Source organism: Streptomyces sp. NPDC107498, from assembly GCF_055582805.1.
Genome location: NZ_JBVJPE010000006.1, coordinates 121,522 through 140,399 on the forward strand (window position 1 = coordinate 121,522; position 18,878 = coordinate 140,399).

An 18,878-nucleotide genomic window follows, 5' to 3' on the forward strand; every position below is an offset into this window, starting at 1 on the left:
CCCGCGGCCGCGCCCGAACAAACGTAGGAGGGCGGAAGCACCGCTCCCGCCCTCCTGCGCAACCCTTCGTGAACCGCCCCGGCCCGGCACCCTTCGGAGGCCACTCCGGCTCGGCGCTCCCAGGGGACCGCTCCGGCTCGGCGCCCTCGGGGGACTACTCCGGCTTGGCCGCCGCCGTCTTCTTGGCAGCGGTCGTCTTCTTCGCCGTCGTGGTCTTCTTCGCGGCCGTCTTCTTGGCGGCGGTGGTCTTCTTCGCCGCCGTCTTCGTGGCCGTCTTCTTCGCCGGAGCCTTCTTGGCGGTCTTCTTCGCCGGACCCTTGGCCCGCTTCTCGGCGAGCAGCTCGTAGCCGCGCTCCGGCGTGATCGTCTCCACGCTGTCGCCGGTGCGCAGGGTGGCGTTGGTCTCGCCGTCCGTCACGTACGGGCCGAACCGCCCGTCCTTGACGACCACGGGCTTCTCGCTGACCGGGTCGGTGCCCAACTCCTTCAGCGGCGGCTTGGCCGCGGCCCGGCCCCGCTGCTTCGGCTGGGCGTAGATCGCGAGCGCCTCTTCGAGGGTGATCGTGAAGAGCTGCTCCTCGTCGGTGAGCGACCGCGAGTCCGTGCCCTTCTTCAGGTACGGGCCGTAGCGGCCGTTCTGCGCGGTGATCTCGACGCCCTCGGCGTCCGTGCCGACGACCCGCGGCAGGGACATCAGGCGGAGCGCGTCCTCCAGGGTGACGGTGTCGAGCGCCATCGACTTGAAGAGGGAGGCCGTGCGCGGCTTCACCGCGTTCTTGCCGGTCTTCGGAGTGCCCTCGGGCAGGATCTCCGTCACGTACGGGCCGTAACGCCCGTCCTTGGCGACGATCTGGTGGCCGCTGACCGGGTCGGTGCCCAGCTCGAAGTCGCCGCTCGGCTTGGCGAGCAGCTCCTCGGCGAGCTCGACGGTCAGCTCGTCGGGCGCGAGGTCGTCGGGCACGTCGGCCCGCTGGTGGCCCTCCTGCTCCTTCTCGCCGCGCTCGACGTACGGGCCGTAGCGGCCGACGCGGAGCACGACGCCGTTGCCGACGGGGAAGGAGGAGATCTCGCGCGCGTCGATCGCGCCGAGGTCGGTGACGAGCTCCTTGAGACCGCCGAGGTGGTCGCCGTCGCCGTTCCCGGCGTCCGCCGCGCCGCCCGTCCCGCCGGACTCGCCCTCGCCGAAGTAGAAACGCTTCAGCCACGGCACGGACTGGGCCTCGCCGCGTGCGATGCGGTCGAGGTCGTCCTCCATCCTGGCGGTGAAGTCGTAGTCGACGAGCCGCCCGAAGTGCTTCTCCAGGAGGTTGACGACGGCGAAGCTCAGGAAGGACGGGACGAGCGCCGTGCCCTTCTTGAAGACGTAGCCGCGGTCGAGGATGGTGCCGATGATGGAGGCGTACGTCGACGGACGGCCGATCTCGCGCTCTTCCAGCTCCTTGACCAGCGAGGCCTCGGTGTACCGGGCCGGCGGCTTGGTCGCGTGACCGTCCGCCGTGATCTCCTCGGCGGTCAGCGCGTCGCCCTGGGCGACCTGCGGCAGGCGCCGCTCGCGGTCGTCGAGCTCCGCGTTCGGGTCGTCGGCCCCCTCCACGTACGCCTTCATGAAGCCGTGGAAGGTGATCGTCTTGCCGGACGCGCTGAACTCGGCGTCGCGGCCGTCGGCGGCGGTGCCGCCGATCTTCACGGTGACCGAGTTCCCGGTCGCGTCCTTCATCTGGGAGGCGACGGTCCGCTTCCAGATCAGCTCGTACAGCTTGAACTGGTCGCCGGTCAGTCCGGTCTCCGCCGGAGTGCGGAAACGATCACCCGAAGGCCTGATCGCCTCGTGCGCCTCCTGCGCGTTCTTCACCTTGCCCGCGTAGACGCGCGGCTTCTCCGGCAGGTAGTCGGCGCCGTACAGCTGCGTGACCTGCGCCCGGGCCGCCGCCACGGCGGTGTCGGAGAGGATCGTGGAGTCCGTACGCATGTAGGTGATGAAGCCGTTCTCGTACAGCTTCTGCGCCACCTGCATGGTCGCCTTCGCACCGAAGCCCAGCTTGCGGCTCGCCTCCTGCTGGAGGGTGGTGGTCCGGAAGGGGGCGTACGGGGAGCGGCGGTACGGCTTCGACTCGACCGATCGCACCGAGAACGCCGTGTCGGCGAGCGCGGCGGCCAGCGCCCGCGCGTTCGCCTCGTCCAGGTGGAGCACGTTCGCGGTCTTCAGCTGCCCGTCGGCGCCGAAGTCACGGCCCTGCGCGACGCGCTTGCCGTCGACCGTCGCGAGGCGCGCGACCAGCGAGGACGGGTCGGACGCGTCACCGGTGCGGCCGGTGCCGAAGGTGCCGGTGAGGTCCCAGTACTCGGCGGAGCGGAAGGCGATGCGCTCGCGCTCCCGCTCGACGACGAGACGGGTCGCGACGGACTGCACGCGGCCGGCGGACAGCCGCGGCATGACCTTCTTCCACAGGACCGGCGAGACCTCGTAGCCGTACAGCCGGTCGAGGATGCGGCGGGTCTCCTGGGCGTCGACCATGCGCTGGTTCAGCTCGCGCGGGTTGGCGACGGCCTCGCGGATCGCGTCCTTGGTGATCTCGTGGAAGACCATCCGGTGGACCGGGACCTTGGGCTTCAGGACTTCCTGGAGGTGCCACGCGATGGCCTCGCCCTCGCGGTCCTCATCGGTGGCGAGGAAGAGCTCGTCGGACTCGGCGAGGAGCTCCTTGAGCTTCCTGACCTGCGCCTTCTTGTCGGCGTTGACGACGTAGATGGGCTGGAAGTCATGCTCGACGTCGACCCCGAGGCGGCGCACCTCGCCGGTGTACTTCTCCGGCACCTCGGCCGCGCCGGAGGGGAGGTCGCGGATGTGCCCGACGCTCGCCTCGACGACGTAGCCGGGGCCGAGGTAGCCCTTGATCGTCTTCGCCTTGGCAGGCGACTCGACGATGACGAGTCGGCGGCCGCCGTGTGCGGTCTCGCTGGTCGGGGACAACTTCGCTCTTCTCTCCGGATCGACACTCTCTGGCACGTACGGCACTGGCACGCACGGCAGCGCACGGACGGTGACGCTCCCGTCGCTGCGGAGTGTGACGGTACAACCCGCCCCCGTGTCAAACGGCGAAAGCCCGCAACGGCCACTCGAACGGTAACCCGAGTCCTGGCATTCCTGCCGCCCGGACTCCCGGTCCGGCGGGGCGGGGGACATCTCGGAGAGATCACAAACAAACCGGGAGCGGAACCCGAACCGGCTCCGGAGCATGATCCGGGGCCGGGTCAGGGGCCGGGTCCGGACCCGGCCCCGGAGCGTGCCGCCGACCCGGGTTCGACCCCGGATTCGGACTCGGGTTCGACCCCGGGTTCAGAGCCTGCCGAAGCACCAGACGCCGAGGAGGAGGGAGGCGGCACCGGCGACGCTCGTCAGTGCGACGGCGGTGCGCGGGGGGACCCCGTACACCACGGGCTCACGGTGCAGCGACCGCACGGTGGTCCACAGCAGCAGCGCGCCTCCGAACAGCGTGAACGCCGTCCCCGCGAAGATCGCCGGCCCGCTCTCCATGCCCGTACCCCGTTCCGTTCACGTGCGGTGTTCGCCTCTCGCGGCCGAGGCTGACACCCCCCGGCATCGGAGGTGCGAACTCCGGGTGAACGGAGCGGACCGGGCCCGTACGGGTTCACGAAGATGGCCGGTAGTGATCCGCCCCGCCGGTGGCGATCTGCCCTGAGTGGTGATCCGTCCCGGGGGCCCCACCCCCGCCCCCTCCCCACCCCGCCCCTCCCCTTCTCCCCCCGTCGTCGTGTGCCCTCCCCCGCCCCGGTCGTGTGACGTCCCTCGTCACATCACGTCGAGCGTGGCTCGGCGTCGGCTCCCCCGCTCGAAGACGGCGAGGAGGACGACGGCGAGCAGCGCCCACCCTGCGCCGACCGCGAGCTCGGACCCGAGCAGGCGACCGTCCAGGCCGGCACCGGCGGTCAGCCCGCGCGCCGCGTCCGCGGCGTGCGTGAGCGGCAGCAGCTCGCCGACGGCCCGCATCCACTCCGGGAGCGTCTCCCGGGGCACGGCGGCGCCGGTCAGGAGCAGCAGCCCGGAATGGGCCACGTTCGACACCAGGAACACGTCACGGAAGCGCAGCCCGAGCGCCCCGAGCGCGAGCCCGAAGGCCGAGCAGGCGCCCGCCGCGACGAGCAGCACCAGACCGAGCCCGGGCAGCGCCCCGGCGGGCACGGGCAGCCCGAGGACGAGGGAGGCGGCGGTGAGCACGAAGGCGCTGACGAACAACCCGTTGAGGACGTACGGGAGGGCTCGTCCGATCCACAGCGGGACCCTGTGGCGAGGGGAGAGCAGAACGGCCCCGAGAGTGCCGTACCGGCGCTCGTTGGAGACGGCCATCGTGCCGCCGTACACGCAGGAGGCGGAAGCTGCGAGAACGGCGTTGCCCACGAGATGGAAACGATCGTCGGCGACACCCAGTTCCCTTCCCAGGAAGACGAAGAAGAAAACCTGGAGAAGCGGTCCGACCAGCAGTGTTCCGAGGAACATCGGCGGGGTCGCCCAGTTGAACAGGGCGCGGTACGAGATCGCCCCGCCGACCACGAGCAGCCGGGAGGAGGCGTGGAAGCGGAAGCCGAGGAGTCGGCACCGGAAGCGGAACATCCGACGGTGGCCTTTCAGGCGAGGGCGAGGGTGGCGGCGGCGCGGGCCCGGCGTTCCACGCGCCCGAGGACGAGGACGGCGGCGAGGGCGTGTCCGGCGCCGAGCGCGGCGGCGGTGAGCATCGGCGTGAGCACGTCCCCGCCGGAGGTCGCCGCGTGCACGGCCCGCGCGCCCCAGGTCGTGGGCAGCGCCCAGGAGATCGGGCGGGTCCAGGCGGGCAGCACGGTGACGGGCACGAGCAGCCCGGACAGCAGCCAGACGGGGGTGTCGAGCGGGTTGGCGAGGGCGTTGGCGTTGCGGAGCAGGACGAAGGCGGCGGCGAGCAACAGCCCCGTCATGCCGAGGGCGAGGACGCACACCGGGACGGCGACGAGGAAGAGCAGCGGGTGCGCGAAGTCGAGCGGCACGTCGAAGAACAGCACGCCCCACAGGACGGTCGCGCCCATCGCGTAGGTGCCGATGACGGCGGTCGCGAGGGTGATGGGGAGGAGCACGAGCGCGAGCGGCGCGGGCGCGACGACCAGGATCTCCAGGGTGCCGAGCCAGCGCTGGTTCTGCACCGCGCCGCCCGAGCCGAAGAGGACCGAGCCCCAGATGCCCATGAGTCCGGCTCCCACGGAGGCGGTGAGCAGCCGGTCCGGGTCGCCGGCGGCGCGGAACAGGTGGACGGCGAGGGTGGCGTGGACGAGCGGGACGAGGACGGCGAAGGTGATCTCGATCGGGGAGCGCGACATGTACGAGACGTGGGTGCGCACCCCGACGAGGAGCAGCCGGGGGAGGCGCCTCATACGGACGCCTCCTCGGTCTCGGCCCCGAGACCGGCCGCCTCCTCCTCGGATTCGGTTCCCGGGCCGGCCGTCCCTTCCACGATCGCGATGTAGGCGTCCTCAAGGGACGGTTCGCGGTTCGTGACCCGGCCGATCCGTACGCCGTCGAGGGCGGCGAGGACGGGTCCGTGCAGGTCTGAGGCGCCGCGTCCGGTCTGCACGGTGACCGTCTGCAGGGCGCCCCGGTCCTCGGCCGCCACCCCCCGCACGCCGGGCACGCGCCGTACCCGGTCGAGCCGTTCCTCGTCCACGCCGTACGCCTCGATCTCCAGCACGTTCCGTTCCCGTACGAGGGACTTGAGGCTGCCGGGGGTGCCGAGGGCACGGATGCGGCCGCCCGCGATGACGGCGATCCGGTCGCAGAGCTCGTCGGCCTCGGCCATGTAGTGGGTGGTGAGGAGGACGGTGGTGCCGACGGCGGCCAGGTCGGCGACCGTGCGGCGCAGGTCGCGGGCGGCGACGGGGTCGACTCCGATGGACGGTTCGTCGAGGAAGAGGACGTCGGGGTGGTGGAGCAGCCCACGGGCGATGTGGAGGCGCTGGCGCATGCCGCGCGAGTACCCCTCGACGTGTTCCTTCTCCCGGCCCACCAGGCCGACGAGATCGAGGAGTTCGGCGATGCGCCGCTTCTGTTCGCGCGCCGGGACGCCGTACAGCTCGGCGAAGTAGCGGAGGTTGTCGAGGGCGGAGAGCCGGTCGTACAGGCCTCGGTCGCCGCCGAAGACGTACCCGATCCTGCGGCGTACGGCGACGGGGTCGCGGGCCACGTCGTGGCCGAACACCCGGGCCGTGCCGGAGGTCGGCAGGAGCAGGGTGTTGAGCATCTTGACGGTGGTGGTCTTGCCGGCGCCGTTGGGCCCGAGCAGGCCGAACAGCTCGCCCGGCGCCACCTCGAAGGTGACTCCGCGCACGGCCTCGGTCTCGGTCCGCCGAGACCTCGGCCATCCGGTTCTGCTGGTGTAGGTGCGGCGCAGCGCGTCCGCCTCGATTGCGAGCATGCGCCGGACGGTAGGGGCCGGCGAGAGGGCCGGGCCATCGATTCGGAAGGCCCCGAATCCTCAGGCCACGGTCTCGAATCGTCGGTTCGCGTGCCCGAATCGTCAGGCCACGGCGGTGAGGACGTCCTCTCCGGCGAGCAGCGCGAGCAGTGAACGGCCCGTGTCCGTCAGCTGGTAGTACACCGAGCGCCCGACGCGGTGGCGGGTCACGACGCCGGCCTCCGCGAGCACCGACAGGTGTTCGGAGACCGTGCTGGGGGCGAGACCGAGCCGGTCGGCGAGCCCGGCCGTGGTCAGGGGCGCGCCCAGTTCGCGCAGGACCGCCGCCCGGCCCCGGCCGAGCATCAGCCCGAGCCGGTCCTCGGCGACGGGCTCCGCCGGTTCGCGCAGGGCGGCGGCGCCCCGGGCCTGGAAGCTGAGCGCGAAGACCTCGGGGTCGTCGGTGGAGTAGAGGCGGCAGCCCTCCGCGAAGACCAGCGGCACGAGGACGAGGCGCCGCTCGCCGGGCGCGTAGTCCGCGTCGATGTGCTTGGTCAGTTCGAGTACGGGCGGCTGCCAGCGGGCCCGTGTCTCCAGGCCGGCGAACAGCGCGTCGACCCCCTCCGTCGCGAACGTCCTGGCCCGGACGAGAACTTCGTCCTCGACGAGCCGGCGCATCGTCGGCCAGTACGGCTCGATCGCCCCCTCCCAGTAGGCGGCGTACGCGTCGGCGAGCGCCGCGCAGGCGGCCTCCGGGTCCTTCAGATAGGGCTGCAGGAAGGGCGCGTCGGCCATGCCGGGGTAGCAGACGGCCGCCTGGGCGCGGACGGACTCCGGGTCGGTGGCCCGCAGCGCGGCGAGCTCGTCGTGGACGTGGACCGTGCCGAAGGGCGGGGGCAGCAGGAAGTCGGAGACCTCGTGCCGTTCCCTGACGAACAGGTCCCGCAGCGGGCGGAGCCGGTCGTCCCCGCGCCACACCTCGCGCGCCTGTCCGACCCACTCCTGGTAGGGCCAGGAGGGGTGCCGGTGGGGCTGTGCGAGGTGCATCGAGCAGAACGCGTCGCGCAACGGGCTGATCGCGATCCGGGTCGCCCCGAGCGAGGCCTCGTCCAGCTCGATCCGTATCAAGCACCGCTCCCTTCGGTCCCGGGCAGCAGGGAGTCGGGGATCAGGAAGCCCTCCTCGACGAGCAGCCGGATCGCCTGCGGGGTGCGGTCCCGCAGCATGACGGGGTCCTCGCCCATCAGCTGTCCGATCGCGTCGAGGATGCGGCCGGCGCTGAGCGTGCCGTCGCACACGCCGGCGAATCCGGCGCCGACGTGGTCGACCTTGGTGGCCCGGCGCATGCCGCGGTTCTGCCGGAGCACCACGTGCTCCGGGTCCTCGGCGCCCGGCAGCCCGACCTGCTCCTGCACCACCTCGGGCGCGAGCGTGAACCGGTCGGCGAGGAGCGCCGCGTCGTCGTGGGCGCGCAGGTAGTCCTGGCGCTCGAAGTGGGCGTGGACGGCGGGCCCGAGGGGCTGTTCGACGGGGTGCGGCCACTCCTCGACGACGATCGAGGGCTCGACCGCGCCGGAGGCCACGGCCCCGTTGCGCCGGATCGTGATCCAGCCGAAGCCGACCGCGCGGGTCTTGGCCGCCTCGAACTCGTCGAGCCAGCGGTCGTACGCCGCCCGATAGGCGTCCGGGTCACCGCGGTGGTCGCCGCTGTCGCGCAGCCACAGCTCCGTGTACTGGGTGACGTCCTGGACCTCGCGCTGCACGATCCAGGCGTCGCAGCCGCGCGGCACCCAGGACCGCAGCCGCTCCTGCCACTCCTCGCCCTCGACGTGCTGCCAGTTGGCGAGGAACTGGGCGTATCCGCCGTCGTTGAGCCGCTCCCCGGCCTGCTGCACGAGCGTGCGGCACAGGTCGTCGCCGCTCATCCCGCCGTCCCGGTAGGTGAGTCCGGTGCCGGGGGAGATCACGAACGGGGGGTTGGAGACGATCAGGTCGTACGTGTCGCCGTCGACGGGCTCGAAGAGCGAGCCGACCCGCAGCTCGGCCTCCCGGGCCCCGGAGAGGGCGAGGGTGAGCCGGGTGAAGTCCAGGGCGCGCGGGTTGAGGTCGGTGGCGGTGACCAGGGTGGCGTGCTGGGCGGCGTGCAGTGCCTGGATGCCGGAGCCGGTGCCGAGGTCGAGCGCGGAGGAGACCGGCGTACGGACCGTGATGCCGGCGAGGGTGGTGGAGGCGCCGCCGACGCCGAGGACGACGGCCGCGTCCGCCTGGCGGCCGTTCTTCCCGCTGCCTCCGGCGCCGCCGACGGCGCAGCCCAGGTCGGAGACGATGAACCAGTCCTCGCCGTCCGGTCCGCCGTACGGCCGGACGTCGACCGTGGCGAGCACGGTGCCGTCCTCGCGGACCACCCAGCCGTCGGCGAGGGCCTCCTCCAGCGGGAGCGCGGCGGCGGCCCGGTCGGCCGGGACGGGCTCCTGGAGCAGGAAGAGCCGGACGAGGGTCTCCAGCGGGGAGTCGCCGCGGGTGGCGCGCAGGGCGGGCACGGTCTCGCTGCGGGCGAGCGCCGCGTAGGCCGGGGCGCCGAGCAGGTCGAGCAGTCCGTCGGCGGTGAAGTCGGCGGCGAGCAGCGCCTCGCGCAGACAGGCGGCGTGCGCGGGCACCGGGAGGCGGGGAGGCAGGCTGGTCGTACTCACCGCTCCATTGTGACGGCCGCCACCGACATCCGGGCGGCCGACCCGGCGGCGTGCGGCCGATCGCCGCGGACGCCGGGCCGATCGGCCCCTGGTTCTCCTACTGGACCTTGCCGACCGTGGACTTCTTGATCGGCTTGGCGGACGTCTTCTTGGCCGGCTTCGCGGAGCCGGAGTCGGAGTCGGAGTCGGAGTCCGGGTCCGAGGTGGCGCCGGGGTCCGAGGTGGCGCCGGGGTCCGAGGTGGCGCCGGCGTTCGGGGAGGCGGAGGCCTTCGGCGGGACCGAGGCCGTGGGCTTCTGGCAGCCGGGCTGCTTGGCCATCGCCTGGCCCAGCTCGCCGTCCTCCAGCTTGGAGAGGGCGTTCTGGTCCATCTTCTCGATCTTGGTCAGGCCGTCGGCGACGCCCTGGAGGCCGTCCGCGAACTTCTGCTGGTTCGTCGGGTCCAGCGCGTCGACCTGCTTCTTGAGCCCCTCGTAGGCCACCGCGGTGTCGTTGAGTTCCTTGATCGCGTCCTTCTGGACCTTCTCGCCGTTCTCGACGGGCGGGGCTCCGGCGGCCTCGACGGCCTTGGCGAGGGCCCGGTCGGCGTTCGCGATGTCCTGGAACGCCTTCGAGTCGGCGGCCTGGATCTCGGCCGGCTTGCTGTCGGCGGCGGTCGAGATGATGATCTGGTGGGCGTCGGCCCTCTTCTGGATCTGGGGCTTGGCCTGGTCGCAGAACGTCTTCGCCCAGTCGCCCACCTTGTCGCCCTCGTCGTCGCTGCAACCGGCCAGCGCGAGCACCAGTACCGCGCCGCCGGACAGTGCGGCCGCAAGCTTCTTGTTCAACGGATCGGTCCCTTCCAAGGCTCTCGGCCCCGGAACATACACGCCGAACGGACTACTTCCACTTTTCGTACGACTGGTTCGTCCCATATTGCAGTCTTTTGACCCAAGAGACAGTGCTCCTGCCCCTCCCGGAAACCCCCGGTAATGAGACGGACGCCACTGACTCGCGCGGGAGTCGCGCACGGACTTGGCGTCAGGACATCGCCACCGAGCGTCTCTTGGAGGCCCGGACCGCGCCGATCACGACGAGGAGCGCGACCACCGCGACCGCCGCCCGCAGCCCGGCGCTCGCGTCGCCGCCGTAGCTGAACCGCACGACCGCCGGGGCGATCAACAGCGCGACCAGGTTCATCACCTTCAGGAGCGGGTTGATCGCCGGACCCGCCGTGTCCTTGAACGGGTCGCCGACCGTGTCCCCGATGACGGTCGCCTCGTGCGCCTCGCTGCCCTTGCCGCCGTGGTTCCCGTCCTCGACCAGCTTCTTCGCGTTGTCCCAGGCGCCACCGGAGTTGGCGAGGAAGACTGCCATCAGCGCGCCCGCCCCGATCGCCCCGGCGAGGTACGCGCCGAGCGCGCCGACCCCGAGCGCGAAACCGACCGCGATCGGGGCCATCACGGCGAGCAGCCCGGGCGTGGCGAGTTCGCGCAGCGCGTCCTTGGTGCAGATGTCGACGACCCGCCCGTATTCCGGCTTCTCGGTGAAGTCCATGATCCCGGGGTGCTCGCGGAACTGCCGTCGCACCTCGTAGACGACCGAACCGGCCGAACGCGACACCGCGTTGATCGCGAGTCCCGAGAAGAGGAAGACGACCGCCGCGCCGAGGATCAGGCCGAAGAGGTTGTTGGGCTGCGAGATGTCCATCGACAGCGTCACCGCGTCGGCCCTCGCGCCGAACTCCCCGACGTCGGCGACCGAGGTCGCGATGGCGTCGCGGTACGAGCCGAAGAGCGCCGCGGCCGCCAGGACGGCGGTGGCGATGGCGATGCCCTTGGTGATGGCCTTCGTGGTGTTGCCGACGGCGTCCAGGTCCGTGAGGACCTGCGCGCCCGCCCCCGTGACGTCTCCGGACATCTCCGCGATGCCCTGGGCGTTGTCGGCGACCGGCCCGAAGGTGTCCATGGCGACGATCACCCCGACGGTGGTGAGCAGCCCCGTCCCGGCGAGGGCCACCGCGAACAGCGCCAGCATGATCGAGGCACCGCCGAGCAGGAACGCCCCGTAGACGGTGAGCCCGATCAGCAGGGCCGTGTAGACGGCGGACTCCATGCCGAGCGCCACGCCCGCGAGGACGACGGTCGCCGGGCCGGTGAGGGAGGACTTGCCGATGTCCCTGACCGGCCGCCGGTTCGTCTCGGTGAAGTAGCCGGTGAGCTGCTGGATGAGCGCGGCGAGGACGATGCCGAGGGCGACCGCGACCAGGGCGAGGACCCGCGGATCGCCGCCGTGGTCGTGGATGCCCGGTTCGGTGACGCCTTCGAGCTCGGCGTACGAGGACGGCAGGTAGACGAAGGCGGCGACGGCGACGCACACCAGCGAGATGACCGCCGAGACCAGGAATCCGCGGTTGATCGCGCTCATCCCGCCGCGGTCGGCGCGCCGCGGGGCGACCGTGAGGATGCCGACCACGGCGGTCACCACGCCGATCGCCGGCACCATCAGGGGGAACGCGAGGCCGTGGTCGCCGAAGGCCGCCTTGCCGAGGATGAGCGCGGCGACCAGGGTCACGGCGTACGACTCGAAGAGGTCGGCCGCCATGCCGGCGCAGTCGCCGACGTTGTCGCCCACGTTGTCGGCGATGGTGGCGGCGTTGCGCGGGTCGTCCTCGGGGATGCCCTGCTCGACCTTGCCGACGAGGTCGGCGCCGACGTCGGCGGCCTTGGTGAAGATCCCGCCGCCCACCCGCATGAACATGGCGATGAGCGCGGCGCCGAGCCCGAATCCCTCCAGGACCTTGGGCGCGTCGGCGGCGTAGACGAGGACGACGCAGGCGGCCCCGAGCAGCCCGAGGCCGACCGTGCACATGCCGACGACCCCGCCCGTGCGGAACGCGATCCGCATGGACCGGTGCGCGACCTCGCTCGGGTCCCTCCGGGGTTCGCCCGGCGCCGGGGTGGCCTCTCTGGCCGCGGCGGCGACCCGCACGTTGGCCCGTACGGCGAGCCGCATGCCGAGATAGCCGGTGGCCGCCGAGAAGAGCGCCCCGACCAGGAAGAACAGGGAACGTCCCGCACGCTGTGACCAATTGTCGGCCGGCAGCAGCATCAGCAGGAAGAACACGACGGCCGCGAAGACGGCGAGGGTCCGCAGCTGCCGCGCGAGGTAGGCGTTGGCGCCCTCCTGCACGGCGGCGGCGATCTCCTTCATCCTCTCGGTGCCCTCACCCGCCGCGAGCACCTGGCGGACGAGGATCCGCGCGACGATCAGTGCGGCGAGGGCGATGGCCGCGACGACGACCACGATCGTCCGGTTCCCGCTCGTGAGCACCGCCGCGGCGAGCGTTGTGGGGTACATGGGGACGGATCATAGGGAGACAACCCGGGACATACCGGGATGCACCAATTCGTGGGCGAGGACACCGGGCGCGGAGGAACCGGAAAACCGTCGGCACAAGAGAGCCCGACACGAGAGAGAGGCCCTGCGCCGCAGGGCCTCTCTCTCGTGCACGTGTACGGGGCGGGACCCCGCCCCGTGTCCGGGTCAGGTCCCACTCCGTGTTCGGTCAGGTCCCGGCCCGTGTCCGGGTCAGGTCCCACTCCGCGTTCGGGTCGGGCGGGTCCCGGCGTGCCCGGGTCAGGACAGGACGTTCGCCGAGCTCGCCGGCCACGTCATCCGGATGGTGCCGCCGTCCTCGCCGGCGCTCACCTCGACGTCGTCGACGAGCCCGCGGATCACCGCGAGTCCCATCTCGTCCTCACCGTCGGCGTCGTCGAAGTCCTCGGCGGGGGCCGCGGCCCGCGCACCGGGGACACCGACCGCGTCGGCCGCCGCCACCCCCGCGCCCGGCACCTCGTCGCCCACTTCGATGGAGAACGTCTTCTCCTCCTCGATCAGGACGACCCGGATGGGGGTCGTGACGTCGTTGCTGCGATGCAGCCCGACCGCACGGGAACAGGCCTCACCCACGGCGAGACGCACCTCGTCGAGGACCGCATCGTCCACGCCCGCCCGGCGCGCGACCGCGGCCGCCACCAGGCGGGCCGTACGGACGTGCTCCGGTTGAGCGCTGAAGCGGAGTTCAACGGTGGCCATGCGAACCCCCTGGGCTCAGTCGACGGCGTTGACGGCCTCGTCGACCGAGGTGTGGATCGGGAACACCTTGGTGAGACCCGTGATCCGGAAAATCTTCAGAATGCGCTCCTGGTTGCAGACCAGGCGCAGCGAGCCCTCGTGCGCGCGAACGCGCTTCAGGCCGCCGACGAGCACACCGAGGCCGGTGGAGTCGAGGAAGTCCACGCCCTCCATGTCGACAACCAGGTGGTAGCTGCCGTCGTTCACCAACTCGACCAACTGCTCGCGCAGCTTGGGCGCGGTATACACATCAATCTCGCCACCGACCTCGACGACCGTACGGTCACCACCAGCGCCGGACACATTGCGAGTCGACAGGGACAGGTCCACGGATCCTCCAGCACCTTGCTATCGGGCGAACGTCCTCTCGGGCCTCCGGGGCGGAGCCGAGGAACGGAACGCCAGCCGCGATGGCATTCAATCACTTACCGGCAACCATGCACGACGCCTTGGGGGCATTGTCCGTCATGGCAGTGACACACTCGGTGCCGATGGCCAAGAATCACCGCCCCCGTCGTCCGGCCGGGGAAACGGGCAGTCGCCCCTCTCCCGGCATGGTTCTCGACCGGCTCTCCTCGGGCGAGAGCCGGGCCGCGCGCATCACTCATACGGAGCACATGCCCGCCCGGGAGGGCCGTCATGCCGTCTGGCCGCACCGCATCCGCCCGGAAGTGATCGCGGCGATCCAGGAGGCCGGAATCGAGCACCCCTGGGCCCACCAGGCGGAGGCCGCCGAGCACGCCCTGGACGGCGAGTCCGTGGTGATCGCCACGGGCACCGCCTCGGGCAAGTCGCTCGCCTACCTCACCCCGGTCCTCAGCGCCCTCCTGGACGGTGCGGAGGCCCCGAACGGCCGCGGCGCCACCGCCCTCTACCTCGCGCCCACCAAGGCCCTCGCAGCCGACCAGCGACGCGCCGTACGGGAACTGGCCGCCCCGCTCGGCAACCGGATCCGCCCCGCCGTCTACGACGGCGACACGCCGTTCGAGGAGCGCGAATGGGTGCGGCAGTACGCGAACTACGTGCTGACCAACCCCGACATGCTGCACCGGGGCATACTCCCCTCCCACCCCAGGTGGTCCTCCTTCCTGCGCTCCCTGCGCTATGTCGTGATCGACGAGTGCCACACCTACCGGGGCGTCTTCGGCTCCCACGTCGCCCAGGTGCTGCGCCGCCTGCGCCGCGTCTGCGCCCGGTACGGCTCCGAGCCCGTCTTCCTCCTCGCCTCGGCCACCTCCGCCGAACCGGCCCGGGCCGCCGGCCGCCTCACCGGCCTGCCGGTCACCGAGGTCTCCGACGACGCCTCCCCGCGCGGCGAGCTGGTCTTCGCCCTCTGGGAACCGCCGCTGACCGAGCTGCACGGCGAGCGCGGCGCGCCCGTACGCCGCACCGCCACCGCCGAGACCGCGGACCTGCTGACCGACCTGACCAGGCAGGGCGTCCGCTCGGTCGCCTTCGTCCGCTCCCGGCGCGGCGCCGAGCTGATCTCCGTGATCGCCCAGGAACGGCTGGCCGAGACCGATCACGCGCTCGCCCGCCGCGTCGCCGCCTACCGGGGCGGTTATCTGCCCGAGGAGCGCCGCGCCCTGGAGCGGGCCCTGCACTCCGGCGAGCTCCTCGGCCTGGCCGCCACGACCGCCCTGGAGCTGGGCGTGGACGTCTCCGGCCTGGACGCCGTCCTGATCGCCGGCTACCCGGGCACCCGGGCCTCCCTGTGGCAGCAGGCGGGCCGCGCCGGCCGCGCCGGCGAGGGAGCCCTCGCGATCATGATCGCCCGGGACGATCCGCTGGACACCTTCCTCGTCCACCACCCGGAGGCGATCTTCGAGCAGCCGGTCGAGACGACCGTCCTGGACCCCGACAACCCCTACGTCCTCGCCCCCCATCTGTGCGCCGCCGCCGCGGAGCTCCCGCTGACCGAGCCGGACCTGGCCCTCTTCGGCCCGGCCGTGCCCGACCTGCTGCCCCAGCTGGAAGGGGCCGGGCTGCTGCGCCGCCGCTCCACCGGCTGGTACTGGACCCGCCGCGAGCGGGCAGCCGACCTCACCGACATCCGGGGCGGCGGCGGCAGCCCCGTCCGGATCGTGGAGGCCGGCACCGGCCGCCTCCTCGGCACCGTCGACGAGGCCGCCTCCCACGCCGCCGTCCACGAGGGCGCCGTCCACCTCCACCAGGGCCGCACCTATCTGGTGCGGGAGCTCGACCTCAAGGACTCCGTGGCCCTCGTCGAGGAGGCCGTCCCCCCGTACTCCACCACCGCCCGCGACACCACCTCCATCACCGTCCTCGAAACCGACACCGAGATCCCCTGGGGAGCCGGCCGCCTCTGCTACGGCTCCGTCGAGGTCACCAACCAGGTCGTCTCCTTCCTCCGACGCCGTCTGATCACCGGCGAGGTGCTCGGTGAGACCAAGCTCGACCTGCCGCCCCGCACCCTGCGCACCCGGGCCGTGTGGTGGACGGTCACCGAGGACCAGCTCGACGCCGCCCGGATCAACCCGGAGATCCTCGGTGGCGCCCTGCACGCCGCCGAGCACGCCTCCATCGGCATGCTGCCGCTCTTCGCCACCTGCGACCGCTGGGACATCGGCGGCGTCTCCGTACCGCTCCATCCCGACACCCTGCTGCCCACCGTCTTCGTGTACGACGGACACCCGGGCGGCGCGGGCTTCGCCGAGCGCGCCTTCCGCACCGCCCGCGCCTGGCTGACGGCCACCCGGGAGGCCATCGCCTCCTGCGAGTGCGAGGCGGGCTGCCCCTCCTGCATCCAGTCCCCGAAGTGCGGCAACGGCAACGATCCCCTCCACAAGCGCGGTGCCGTCCGCCTCCTCACGGAACTCCTGAGGGCGGCCCCGGAGGACCCGCCCTCGACCTGACCTCCGGCCGGTACGGGCCGCGCACGACCCGGGCGGTCACGTCCGCGACCCCGCCCCGCACGGCGCACCGTGCCAGCTCGACGCCCTGCGCGGCGGCCACCCGCGAGGCGGTGGCGCACGCCTCGGCCTCGCCCCACAGGGCCCGGTCGGCGGCGGCCAGGGCGGCCAGGTCGGCGACCCCGCCGGCCCGGTGCCTGGCCGCCACCGCCTGCCCGAGCGCGAGCACCGCCCCGAACACCACGCACAGGGCACACGCCGCGAACGCGGCCCACACGGTCGCCGCCCCACGGTCCCCCGACGGACCCGCGCCCCGGCCGGACCGCCGGCCCACCGGCCCCGCGCCCCGCCCTGAGCACCACCCCGACGGGCCCGCGCCCCAGCTCCCGCCCCCGCGCCCCGGACGGACACTCACGGGGGCGCCACGGCGCCGGACGGGCGTCATGGGGCTCCTCCGCCCACCGTGTCCTCCGCGAGGGCCGCCGCGTCGGCTCTCAGGGTGACCCCTATGCCCCGGGGACCCGGGGCCGCCGCCTCCACCGTCACCCGCCACAGCTCGCCCTCCCTCGCCACCGACACCCGGGCGCCCTCGGGCGCGGCGGCACGGGCAGTCTCCTCGGCGGAGTTCACCGGCTCCGAACGAGCCGCCGCCCTCGCCCCCGCCCTCGCCGCGTCCACACACCGGATCTGCGCGGCGGCCGCGGCCAGCGCCCAGAGCAGCGTCACCGTGAACAGCGCGAGGACGGGCAGGACCATCGCCGCCTCCACGGTCACGAACCCCCGGTCAGAACGGCGCATCGAGTGCCTTCCCGATCACCGACTCCAGCGCCCCCGAGACCGCACCACTGGTCACGATCTTGTAGAGCACGGCGGCGAACGCCGCCGCGGCGATCGTCCCCACCGCGTACTCGGACGTGGTCATCCCTCCGTCACGGCTCGCTGCCGTCCGCCGTGCCCGCCACCAGCCGCGCAGTCGCCCCTCGAACGCCACACCGACCTCCTCGTCCCGCCCCGTCTCGTCCTGCCGTGCCTCGCCGTGATCTGTCATGTCGTCGTTCCTCGTCATCTCTCGTGCCGTGTCTCGCCGTGCCGTGTCTCGTCGTGTTGTCGCGTTCATCCGTCCAGCAGTCCCGTCGCGAGGCCGATCACCACCGGAGCCACGCCCACCGCCAGGAAGGCGGGCAGGAAGCAGAGCCCCACGGGCGCGCTGATCAGCACCTGTGCTCTGCGTGCCCGGACCGCCGCCGCGCGGGAGCGGGTGGCGCGCAGGGCGGCCGCGTGCCGGGCGACGGCCTCCGCCGTCGGTGCCCCCGAGGAACCGGCCCTCTCCATGCAGCGGGCCAGCCCTTCGGCGCCCGGTATCGCGCCGAACCTCCCCCACACCTCGGCGGGTTCGCCGCCGAGCCGCAGTTCGGCGGCCGTGCGGGTCAGTCGCTCGCCGAGCGGGCCGCCCAGCGACCGGCCCACCGCCTCCGCCGCCTCACCCGGTCCGGCTCCGGAGGCGGCACAGGCCGCCAACAGATCTGCGGCGAGCGGAAGATGACGTGCCGCCTCCTCCTCGTCGGCCGACGGCGGCAAGGCCCGCCGTCCCGCCCTCCACCTCGCCCCTGCGGCCACCAGGGCCCCGGCGCACAGGCCGCCGGCCCCGCCGAACAGCGCCCAGCCGACACCGACGCCCACGAGGGGCGCCAGCCAGAGCCGCATCCACGGCGGCAGCCCGCCCCGGACCTTCCGGGGGCGCGGTTCCCGGCCCACGAAGAGGGACCCCGCCCGCCGCCGCGTCCGGCGCGCCCGCAGTCCACGCAGCACCTCGACGACCCCCTGCGCGCACAGGACCGCGGCCAGGAGCGGGAGGCCCACCGCTCGAACACCGTCCGGCACGTGGTGAACCGCTTCCCCGATCACGTCCGCTCCCCTCCCCGGACGATCCGCGCGGCCCACCACAGTCCGGCCGCCTCCAGCACCCCGCCCACGGCCAGACAGCCCAGACCGGCCGGTGTGTGCAGCAGCACCCGCAACGGGTCGGCACCCAGGGCGGCGCCGAGGGCGAGCCCGGCAGCCGGGAGGAGGGCGAGGACCGTCACCGTGGCCCAGGCACCGGCCAGTTCGGCCCGCAGACGGTCGCGCTGCTCACGGTGGTCCCGCAGAGCGGCCTCCAGCCGGTCGAGCCCGGCGGCCAGGCCAGCGCCTCCGTCCACGGCCACCTGCCAGCAGGCCGCCATGCCCGCGAGCCCGTCGGCGCCGTCCTGCCGGGCCGCCCGCCGCAGCGCCTCCGGCACGTCCCCGCCGAACCGGGCCGCCGCCAGCACCGACGCCTCTCCGGCGCCGAGCGCGCCCGTCTCCCGTGCTGCGAAGGACAGCGCCTGCGCGGGCTGCCATCCGGCCCTCAACTCACCGACGACAGCCCCGCACAGGGCCACCACCCGCTCGGCCCGTGCCTCACGTTCCCTCCCTCGTCCCGCGGCTCGCAGCCGGCGCCCCACCAGGGGCACCGCGAGCACCCCCACCACCAGCGGCAGCGGTGACTCGCCGAGGAGGGCGAGGACTCCCGCCACCGGCAGACACAGCCACGCGCGCCGCCTTCGCAGGGCGGTCCACCACTTCGTGGCCACCTCCGGCCATTCCCGGCCGCCACGCCCGCCGGAGACCCCGCCCACGAGCACCGCCCGCATCCGGCCCGCACCACGCCGCCGCTCGGCCGTCCACCACAGGGCGAGTACCGCGCAGAGCGCCGCCGTTCCGTGCGCCGCGCCCCGTACCGTCATC

At 73.0% G+C, this 18,878-nt stretch carries 17 protein-coding genes; 1 reads left to right on the forward strand and 16 read right to left on the reverse strand.

What is annotated here, in order from left to right; translation table 11 throughout:
- Positions 1-154: 154 nt before the first annotated feature.
- From topA to ACZ66Z_RS13180, 11 genes are all read right to left on the reverse strand, one after another.
- The gene (topA, locus tag ACZ66Z_RS13130) at positions 155-2,971 is read right to left on the reverse strand and encodes a type I DNA topoisomerase (RefSeq protein WP_469934047.1); all 2,817 of its coding nucleotides are present in this window, start codon (positions 2,969-2,971) and stop codon (positions 155-157) included.
- Positions 2,972-3,337: 366 nt separating this feature from the next.
- Complete coding sequence (locus ACZ66Z_RS13135) at positions 3,338-3,535, reverse strand: hypothetical protein (protein ID WP_469934048.1); 198 nt, start codon at positions 3,533-3,535, stop codon at positions 3,338-3,340.
- Between the two features lie 276 nt (positions 3,536-3,811).
- The gene (locus ACZ66Z_RS13140) at positions 3,812-4,630 is read right to left on the reverse strand and encodes an ABC transporter permease (RefSeq protein ID WP_469934049.1); all 819 of its coding nucleotides are present in this window, start codon (positions 4,628-4,630) and stop codon (positions 3,812-3,814) included.
- Between the two features lie 14 nt (positions 4,631-4,644).
- Positions 4,645-5,418 carry an ABC transporter permease gene (locus ACZ66Z_RS13145; protein ID WP_469934050.1) on the reverse strand — a complete coding sequence of 258 codons (774 nt, stop codon included), beginning with the start codon at positions 5,416-5,418 and terminating at the stop codon, positions 4,645-4,647.
- Complete coding sequence (locus tag ACZ66Z_RS13150; protein WP_469934051.1) at positions 5,415-6,455, reverse strand: ABC transporter ATP-binding protein; 1,041 nt, start codon at positions 6,453-6,455, stop codon at positions 5,415-5,417. The genes ACZ66Z_RS13145 and ACZ66Z_RS13150 overlap by 4 nt, the downstream gene beginning before the upstream one ends.
- A gap of 102 nt (positions 6,456-6,557) precedes the next feature.
- Complete coding sequence (locus ACZ66Z_RS13155; RefSeq protein ID WP_469934052.1) at positions 6,558-7,562, reverse strand: ArsR/SmtB family transcription factor; 1,005 nt, start codon at positions 7,560-7,562, stop codon at positions 6,558-6,560.
- Positions 7,559-9,124, reverse strand: coding sequence for a DUF7059 domain-containing protein (locus ACZ66Z_RS13160; protein ID WP_469934053.1), 1,566 nt, complete (start codon positions 9,122-9,124; stop codon positions 7,559-7,561). Before ACZ66Z_RS13160 ends, ACZ66Z_RS13155 begins: the two co-directional genes overlap by 4 nt.
- Positions 9,125-9,221: 97 nt before the next feature.
- Positions 9,222-9,950, reverse strand: a complete 729-nt coding sequence (locus tag ACZ66Z_RS13165) for a small secreted protein (RefSeq protein WP_469934054.1) — start codon at positions 9,948-9,950, stop codon at positions 9,222-9,224.
- Positions 9,951-10,143: 193 nt separating this feature from the next.
- On the reverse strand, positions 10,144-12,462 hold the full coding sequence (locus ACZ66Z_RS13170) for a sodium-translocating pyrophosphatase (protein WP_469934055.1): 2,319 nt from the start codon (positions 12,460-12,462) through the stop codon (positions 10,144-10,146).
- A gap of 279 nt (positions 12,463-12,741) precedes the next feature.
- Entirely contained in the window at positions 12,742-13,200 is a 459-nt protein-coding gene (locus tag ACZ66Z_RS13175) for an ATP-binding protein (protein WP_469934056.1), read from the reverse strand.
- A gap of 15 nt (positions 13,201-13,215) precedes the next feature.
- Positions 13,216-13,569, reverse strand: coding sequence for an STAS domain-containing protein (locus ACZ66Z_RS13180; protein WP_015034520.1), 354 nt, complete (start codon positions 13,567-13,569; stop codon positions 13,216-13,218).
- 80 nt (positions 13,570-13,649) lie between these two features.
- Between ACZ66Z_RS13180 and ACZ66Z_RS13185 the strand changes: the two genes are divergently transcribed.
- Entirely contained in the window at positions 13,650-16,115 is a 2,466-nt protein-coding gene (locus ACZ66Z_RS13185) for a DEAD/DEAH box helicase (RefSeq protein ID WP_469934057.1), read from the forward strand.
- Here ACZ66Z_RS13185 and ACZ66Z_RS13190 read toward each other — a convergent pair.
- The 5 genes from ACZ66Z_RS13190 to ACZ66Z_RS13210 all read right to left on the reverse strand — a co-directional run bounded on the left by ACZ66Z_RS13190 (position 16,069) and on the right by ACZ66Z_RS13210 (position 18,877).
- Positions 16,069-16,389 carry an Rv3654c family TadE-like protein gene (locus tag ACZ66Z_RS13190; protein WP_469934058.1) on the reverse strand — a complete coding sequence of 107 codons (321 nt, stop codon included), beginning with the start codon at positions 16,387-16,389 and terminating at the stop codon, positions 16,069-16,071. The genes ACZ66Z_RS13185 and ACZ66Z_RS13190 overlap by 47 nt on opposite strands.
- Positions 16,390-16,553: 164 nt before the next feature.
- On the reverse strand, positions 16,554-16,910 hold the full coding sequence (locus tag ACZ66Z_RS13195; protein ID WP_469934059.1) for a TadE family type IV pilus minor pilin: 357 nt from the start codon (positions 16,908-16,910) through the stop codon (positions 16,554-16,556).
- The gene (locus ACZ66Z_RS13200) at positions 16,897-17,160 is read right to left on the reverse strand and encodes a DUF4244 domain-containing protein (protein WP_469934060.1); all 264 of its coding nucleotides are present in this window, start codon (positions 17,158-17,160) and stop codon (positions 16,897-16,899) included. Before ACZ66Z_RS13200 ends, ACZ66Z_RS13195 begins: the two co-directional genes overlap by 14 nt.
- Positions 17,161-17,225: 65 nt before the next feature.
- Entirely contained in the window at positions 17,226-17,972 is a 747-nt protein-coding gene (locus ACZ66Z_RS13205) for a type II secretion system F family protein (protein WP_469934061.1), read from the reverse strand.
- A 41-nt stretch (positions 17,973-18,013) separates the two neighbouring features.
- A complete protein-coding gene (locus ACZ66Z_RS13210) occupies positions 18,014-18,877 on the reverse strand; it encodes a type II secretion system F family protein (RefSeq protein ID WP_469934263.1) in 864 nt (287 codons plus the stop codon).
- Position 18,878: the final 1 nt, after the last annotated feature.

Bases quoted from the DNA above. Each gene is read 5' to 3' on its own strand.
- ACZ66Z_RS13135 (WP_469934048.1), bottom strand. From the start codon at position 3,535: ATGGAGAGCGGGCCGGCGATCTTCGCGGGGACGGCGTTCACGCTGTTC.
- ACZ66Z_RS13185 (WP_469934057.1), top strand. From the start codon at position 13,650: ATGGCATTCAATCACTTACCGGCAACCATGCACGACGCCTTGGGGGCA.
- ACZ66Z_RS13150 (WP_469934051.1), bottom strand. From the start codon at position 6,455: ATGCTCGCAATCGAGGCGGACGCGCTGCGCCGCACCTACACCAGCAGA.
- ACZ66Z_RS13200 (WP_469934060.1), bottom strand. From the start codon at position 17,160: ATGACAGATCACGGCGAGGCACGGCAGGACGAGACGGGGCGGGACGAG.
- ACZ66Z_RS13140 (WP_469934049.1), bottom strand. From the start codon at position 4,630: ATGTTCCGCTTCCGGTGCCGACTCCTCGGCTTCCGCTTCCACGCCTCC.
- ACZ66Z_RS13175 (WP_469934056.1), bottom strand. From the start codon at position 13,200: ATGGCCACCGTTGAACTCCGCTTCAGCGCTCAACCGGAGCACGTCCGT.
- ACZ66Z_RS13145 (WP_469934050.1), bottom strand. From the start codon at position 5,418: ATGAGGCGCCTCCCCCGGCTGCTCCTCGTCGGGGTGCGCACCCACGTC.
- ACZ66Z_RS13210 (WP_469934263.1), bottom strand. From the start codon at position 18,877: ATGACGGTACGGGGCGCGGCGCACGGAACGGCGGCGCTCTGCGCGGTA.
- ACZ66Z_RS13170 (WP_469934055.1), bottom strand. From the start codon at position 12,462: ATGTACCCCACAACGCTCGCCGCGGCGGTGCTCACGAGCGGGAACCGG.
- ACZ66Z_RS13195 (WP_469934059.1), bottom strand. From the start codon at position 16,910: ATGCGCCGTTCTGACCGGGGGTTCGTGACCGTGGAGGCGGCGATGGTC.